The 6,060-nt window shown below is 38.8% G+C and carries 6 protein-coding genes and 4 tRNA genes; 8 read left to right on the top strand and 2 right to left on the bottom strand.

All coding sequences use genetic code 11. The features are described from left to right. The first annotated feature begins 3 nt into the window (after nt 1-3). From LfDm3_RS04845 to glnA, 4 genes are all read left to right on the top strand, one after another. Nucleotides 4-76: transfer RNA gene (locus LfDm3_RS04845), tRNA-Asn, on the top strand. Nucleotides 77-132: 56 nt separating this feature from the next. Beyond that, nucleotides 133-205: transfer RNA gene (locus LfDm3_RS04840), tRNA-Thr, on the top strand. Nucleotides 206-455: 250 nt separating this feature from the next. Then, the gene (locus LfDm3_RS04835) at nt 456-839 is read left to right on the top strand and encodes a MerR family transcriptional regulator (protein ID WP_010021739.1); all 384 of its coding nucleotides are present in this window, start codon (nt 456-458) and stop codon (nt 837-839) included. A 12-nt stretch (nt 840-851) separates the two neighbouring features. Then, nucleotides 852-2,192 carry a type I glutamate--ammonia ligase gene (gene glnA, locus LfDm3_RS04830; protein WP_039144605.1) on the top strand — a complete coding sequence of 447 codons (1,341 nt, stop codon included), beginning with the start codon at nt 852-854 and terminating at the stop codon, nt 2,190-2,192. A 37-nt stretch (nt 2,193-2,229) separates the two neighbouring features. On the opposite strand, the gene mscL is transcribed toward glnA, so the two are convergent. Then, nucleotides 2,230-2,595: a large-conductance mechanosensitive channel protein MscL gene (mscL, locus tag LfDm3_RS04825; RefSeq protein ID WP_039144668.1), complete on the bottom strand. Its 366-nt coding sequence runs from the start codon at nt 2,593-2,595 to the stop codon at nt 2,230-2,232. Nucleotides 2,596-2,722: 127 nt separating this feature from the next. Between mscL and LfDm3_RS04820 the strand changes: the two genes are divergently transcribed. From LfDm3_RS04820 to LfDm3_RS04805, 4 genes are all read left to right on the top strand, one after another. Then, on the top strand, nt 2,723-4,207 hold the full coding sequence (locus LfDm3_RS04820; protein ID WP_010021744.1) for a peptide MFS transporter: 1,485 nt from the start codon (nt 2,723-2,725) through the stop codon (nt 4,205-4,207). A 128-nt stretch (nt 4,208-4,335) separates the two neighbouring features. Then, a tRNA-Tyr gene (locus tag LfDm3_RS04815) sits at nt 4,336-4,418 on the top strand. 8 nt (nt 4,419-4,426) lie between these two features. Continuing rightward, nucleotides 4,427-4,498, top strand: a tRNA-Gln gene (locus tag LfDm3_RS04810). 69 nt (nt 4,499-4,567) lie between these two features. Then, nucleotides 4,568-5,269 carry a GntR family transcriptional regulator gene (locus LfDm3_RS04805; RefSeq protein ID WP_039144602.1) on the top strand — a complete coding sequence of 234 codons (702 nt, stop codon included), beginning with the start codon at nt 4,568-4,570 and terminating at the stop codon, nt 5,267-5,269. A gap of 36 nt (nt 5,270-5,305) precedes the next feature. Here the strand turns inward: LfDm3_RS04805 and LfDm3_RS04800 are convergent, their stop codons facing one another. Beyond that, nucleotides 5,306-6,040, bottom strand: coding sequence for a WecB/TagA/CpsF family glycosyltransferase (locus LfDm3_RS04800; RefSeq protein WP_039144598.1), 735 nt, complete (start codon nt 6,038-6,040; stop codon nt 5,306-5,308). Between the last annotated feature and the right edge of the window lie 20 nt (nt 6,041-6,060).

The raw sequence follows: 6,060 nt of genomic DNA, 5'->3' as shown, positions 1-6,060 counted from the left end.
TATTCCGGCATAGCTCAGTTGGTAGAGCACCTGACTGTTAATCAGGTTGTCGACGGTTCGAGCCCGCCTGCCGGAGCTATGTCCGAGTGCTAACAACAATTGCCGTTAGCACTTTTAATTTATCGTCATTTTGCCGGCTTAGCTCAGCTGGTAGAGCATCGGTATCGTAAACCGAGGGTCACAGGTTCAAATCCTGCAGCCGGCATAAATCTTGTTTTATTCATTCTTAATGACGTTTGAATTCCGACATAGAAATAACGAGTGAATAAAAATAATAATGGATTAAATGATCCATATACATAATGAAGGCATCAGAGATTAAATAATCTCTGATGCCTTTTTAATTAGCCTTAATTTTTAGAATAACTTGAATTGTATGTTACTTTTTATAACATACCATATTGACGCTTATACCAATAACGAATAGAATGGTCTCATATCAGGGAGATATGCATATGAGTGAGAAAGTATTAAGGAAATCCTTGGCGGTTCTCCCAATGGGAACCGTGATGAAGCTTACTTCCTTATCATCCAGACAAATAAGATATTACGATGATCAGGGCCTTGTTCATTCTAAACGAACCTCAGGGAACCGACGCTTATATTCATTAGAAAACGTCGATCAAATTCTTGAAATTCACAACTATTTAGTTGAGGGAATGACAATTGCTCAGGTTAAGCGAGTTTTTGAAAAACAACGTCGTCGAAAAGCTTTACATGATAGTAATCAATCACTTAGTGATGAAGATGTGCGTGAGTATTTAAAGGACGATATTTTAAAGGCTGGACGCTTGTATGATGATTCTGATTTAAAGCAACAAGGCAAGTATTTAAAATAAGGGAGATTACTTATGGTACATGATTATACAAAAGACGACATTCGCCAGATGGTAAAAGATGAAGATGTACGATTTATCAGATTAATGTTCACTGATTTAATGGGTAGCATCAAAAATGTTGAAGTTCCCGTTAACCAATTGGACAAAGTTTTAGATGGGAAGATTATGTTTGATGGTTCTTCAATTGACGGATTCGTCCGCATTGAGGAAAGTGATATGTATCTTATCCCAGATCTCTCAACGTGGATGGTATTTCCATGGGGTGATGAACACGGAAAAGTTGCTCGATTAACATGTAGTGTTCACACTTCCGATGGTAAGGTGTTTGTCGGTGACCCAAGAAACAACTTGATTCGTGTTCTTGGTGAAATGAAAGAAATGGGCTTTTCCAACTTTAACATTGGTCCAGAACCTGAATTCTTCCTATTCAAGATGGATGATAAGGGTAACCCTACCACTGAATTAAATGATCATGGAAGTTACTTTGACCTTGCACCAATGGATTTGGCAGCCAATATTCGTCGTGATATGGTCTTAGAACTCGAAAACATGGGCTTTCGGGTTGAAGCTTCTCATCATGAAGTTGCATCTGGCCAACATGAAATTGACTTCCAGTATGATAATGCGGTTGTAACTGCTGACCACATCCAAACCTTTAAGTTAGTTGTAAAAACCGTTGCTAGAAAATACGGTTTATATGCAACCTTTATGCCAAAACCTTTGAATGGTATTAACGGATCAGGAATGCACATTAACATGTCATTATTTGATAAAGATGGCGACAACGTCTTTTACGATAAAGATGGTGATCTTCAGTTATCACAAACGGCATATTACTTCTTAGGTGGACTTTTAAAGCACGCTAAGGCATTAACAGCTGTATGTAATCCAATCGTTAACTCATACAAGCGTCTAGTTCCTGGATTTGAAGCTCCTGTCTACGTGGCATGGTCTGCATCCAACCGTTCACCATTAGTTCGAGTTCCAGCCAGCCGTGGCTTAAGTACTAGACTTGAACTTAGAAGTGTCGATCCTTCAGCTAACCCATACTTAGCAATTGCTTCAATTCTTGAAGCTGGATTAGATGGAATCAAGAATAAGATTGAACCAGGTGAACCAATTGACCGTAACATTTACCACATGGATGGTCAGGAACGTAAGTTAGACCACATTGAAAACTTACCTTCTACTCTTCATAACGCACTAAAAGCCTATGAAGCCGATCCACTCATGAAGAAGGCCATGGGTCCTCACATGTATCAAAACTACTTGGACGCTAAAAACATGGAATGGAATGCTTACAGACAAAATGTTTCCCAATGGGAACGAGACAGATACTTGGATATGTTATAAAAAAACATCAACAAAAAGTTGATGTTTAAAGGGAAATTTATTTTTTAAGCAGTTTAATAATTTCTGCAAGATATTGATCAGTAAGGCTCGGTTCTTGAGCCTTCTTTTCTTGTTTTTTGTTAGATAATTTATTAATGAATTTAATTAATAAAAACACTATAAAAGCAATCAATAAGAAATTAATTACCGAATTTAGAAACAACCCATACTTTATCTTCGCCTTACCAACGGTAATTGCCAGAGATGAAAGATCGATTTTTCCTAAGAATAGGCCAATAAACGGATTAAAAATATTATTAACCAATGACGTTACGATGGAAGTAAAGGCAGACCCAACGATAATTCCAACGGCCATGTCGATAACATTTCCACGTGATATAAATTCTTTAAATTCCTTAAACAACATATCCACTTCCTTTTCCTTGATAATCACTATTCTAACAAATTTTTTGTCGAAATATGATTGTAAATGAAAATCAAGAATGGTATTATTTCTGATAATTGTTAAAAGATTGACAGGAGGAGATTTTATGGACGGACAAGGCGAGAAAAGTCTCGACCATGCGTTCTTTGGACAGCCAAAGGGGCTGCAAACACTGTTCTTCACTGAAATGTGGGAACGATTTAGTTACTATGGGATGCGTGCAATTCTTCTGTACTACATGTATTTCTCAGTTGCAAAGGGTGGATTAGGATTCTCTCCAACCACCGCAGCTTCAGTTATGGCGATTTACGGTTCACTGGTATTTCTAACCTCAGTTTTAGGTGGTTATCTAAGTGACCGTGTCTGGGGTAGTCGAAAGACCGTTCTATACGGTGGAATTTTAATCATGTTTGGTCACGTGGTCTTGTCGTTACCATTTGGCGCCGGAGCATTATTTATTTCGATCGTATTGATCACCGTTGGTACTGGGCTTTTAAAACCAAATGTTTCTGAAATGGTTGGTGCTCTGTATGGTGAAAATGATCCAAGGCGAGATACCGGATTTACGATTTTTGTTTTTGGAATTAACTTAGGATCATTTATAGCTCCAATCCTAGTCGGAACCGTTGGAATGGACTTTAACTTCCACGCTGGGTTCTCACTTGCTGCGATTGGAATGTTCTTTGCTTTAATTTATTACTACTTCAGTGGTAAAAAGACTTTGAGTATCGATGGCTTATATCCAAGTGATCCCTTAGAACCAGACGATTTAAATCGGTTAGTTCTTGAAATCATTGGTGGCTTAGCTGTTTTTGCTGCTATTATCGCAGGAATGTGGTACTTCAAGGTTTTGAGCATTGATAATTTTGTTTTGTTATTAAGTATCATCGCAATCTTAACTCCCATTATTTACTTTGTTGTTATTTTGCGGAGTAAGAAGGTTACGAAGACCGAGCATTCACGGGTCTTAGCTTACATCCCATTATTTATCGCTGCGGCGGTATTCTGGGCAATTGAAGAACAAGGATCAGTTGTTTTAGCTTTATTTGCTGAAAATCAGACTAATAATAACTTAGGATTTCTTCATATTAATGCAACGTGGTATCAGTCATTAAACCCATTATTTATTATGATTTATACACCACTCTTTGCATTCTTGTGGACCTATCTTGCAAAGAGAAAAGATGAACCAAGTTCACCAGCTAAGTTTACTTGGGGAATGTTTTTCGCCGGACTTTCATACTTATTCATGATCATTCCAATCTTCTTGTTTGGATCATCTGCTAAGGTTAGTCCACTCTGGTTAATTGGTAGTTGGGCCATTGTTGAAATTGCTGAAATGTTGATTTCTCCAATTGGTTTATCAGTTACCACTAAACTTGCCCCTAAGGCATTTGAGTCACAGATGATGAGTATGTGGTTCTTAGCTGATGCTGCCGGGCAGGCCGTTAACTCACAAATTGTTAAGTTCTATACTCCTGGACATGAAATTGCATACTTCGGAATTGTTGGACTGGTTGCCATTGCATTTGGGGTTGTCTTACTATTGATGATCAAACCAGTTAAGAAGTTAATGGATGGAGTTAATTAAAATCACGATAATGAAAGGCGCTGTAAAGTTAGCGTCTTTTATTTTTTGCAAAAAAGTGTTGACGAAACCATCATTTCCGTGTAATATAATAAACGTTGATTCGTTGCTACGAATTACTCATTTATTATGGAGGGGTAGCGAAGTCTGGCTAAACGCGGCGGACTGTAAATCCGCTCCTTCGGGTTCGGTGGTTCGAATCCACTCCCCTCCATTAATTCTTGGGCTATAGCCAAGTGGTAAGGCAACAGGTTTTGATCCTGTGATGCGCTGGTTCGAACCCAGCTAGCCCAATACTAATTATTGGTGTAAAATCGACTAACAGATGTTAGTCGATTTTTTTATACCAAGGTAGGAGTAATTATGACAGTACCTGTTTATATTAAGATTCACGATGATATCAAGAACAAGATTGAGAATGGGAGCTGGAAAGTAGGGACCAGAATTCCTTCTGAAAGGAAATTGTCCGAACAGTATGGGGTTAGTCGGATGACATTTAGACAGGCTGTGCAAGCGCTTGTTGAAGATGGTATTTTAAAACGTGTGGCCGGATCAGGGACGTATGTTACCAATCAAAAGGTACAAGAGAAGATGTCAGGAGTCACGAGTTTTACTAACATCATGCTGGCACAAGGCAAACAACCCTCCACTAAGACACTATCGTATAAGATTGTGGAACCAACATTTAAGGAAGCTTCCGTCCTGGGACTTAGTCAGGATGATCGAGTGCTGCGCATGAATCGGATTCGATATGGTGATGAAGTACCAATCTGTTACGAGGTAGCGGCGGTGAATGCTTCCATGGTTGAAGGATTAAGTGAAGAAGATGTCTCAAGTTCTCTGTATCGTTCTTTAGAGGATAAGAAAGGTCTTCGTCCAAGAAGTGCGAAACAGTTTATTTCGGCCATTTTAGCCACTGATCGGATTGCCGATTTACTTGACATTGATGCAAAGGCCCCAATCCTAAAATTAAAGCAGATTTCCTATCTTCAAAACCAACAACCATTTGAATTTGTTCAAACTCAGTATGCGGCCGAACGCTTTGAATTTTATTTAAATAAATAAAAAACGGACCCACAAGTGGATCCGCTCTGGATGAGATTACCTCTCATCCTTTTTTTGTTTTCTGACTAATTTTAGGAATTCTGGAATTGCTAGCATCCGTTTGAAGCGGGTGGGCTGCTTGATTAGGCGATACAACCACTCAATGTGATGATCAATCCAAAATTGTGGTGCTCTTTGGGTGTGACCAGCAAGTACGTCAAAACTACCACCAACGCCAATCCATAAGCCGTTGTTTTTGTTTCTATACTTCTCAATGAACTCCTCTTGGAAGGGAAATCCAGTGGCCACAAAGATCATGTCAATATCATGATTTTCGATGGTACTAACGATGGGAGTCTCATTTTTGAAATAACCATCCTGCATCCCAACAATGTTTAAATTGGGGTAGTTAACCGTTAGAATCTTGCGGAGGTCAAACACCACCTCTGGTTTAGCACCCAGAAAGTATGCTGATTTGTTGTTCTGATTGCCCCATTCTAATAAGCGGCAAAAAATATCATAACCGGTAATTCTTTCGGAAATGGGATCATTCAACATTTGGGCTCCCTTAATAATTCCAATTCCATCTGGAACGACATAGGTGGCTGATTTCAGAATTTTTTGGTATTGGGGATGATGATCCGCATACACCACAATTTCTGGATTAGCCGTTACCACAAACGTGTTTTTGTGATCATTAATGCGAGCTTCAAGTGTCCTCATAAAATCATTGAAAGTCGTGTTAACAAAGGGAATTGAAACGATGTTGGTGGTCTTAAATTTAGGGGTCATTTGATATCCTTCCTTAGGTT

This window comes from Fructilactobacillus fructivorans (assembly GCF_000814735.1).
In the GTDB taxonomy this organism is placed as follows: domain Bacteria; phylum Bacillota; class Bacilli; order Lactobacillales; family Lactobacillaceae; genus Fructilactobacillus; species Fructilactobacillus fructivorans.
This window is presented reverse-complemented; position numbering and strand designations above follow the sequence as displayed.

Coding starts and splice junctions, on each gene's coding strand:
- LfDm3_RS04800 (WP_039144598.1), bottom strand. CDS start 6,040: ATGACCCCTAAATTTAAGACCACCAACATCGTTTCAATTCCCTTTGTT.
- LfDm3_RS04835 (WP_010021739.1), top strand. CDS start 456: ATGAGTGAGAAAGTATTAAGGAAATCCTTGGCGGTTCTCCCAATGGGA.
- LfDm3_RS04820 (WP_010021744.1), top strand. CDS start 2,723: ATGGACGGACAAGGCGAGAAAAGTCTCGACCATGCGTTCTTTGGACAG.
- LfDm3_RS04805 (WP_039144602.1), top strand. CDS start 4,568: ATGACAGTACCTGTTTATATTAAGATTCACGATGATATCAAGAACAAG.
- glnA (WP_039144605.1), top strand. CDS start 852: ATGGTACATGATTATACAAAAGACGACATTCGCCAGATGGTAAAAGAT.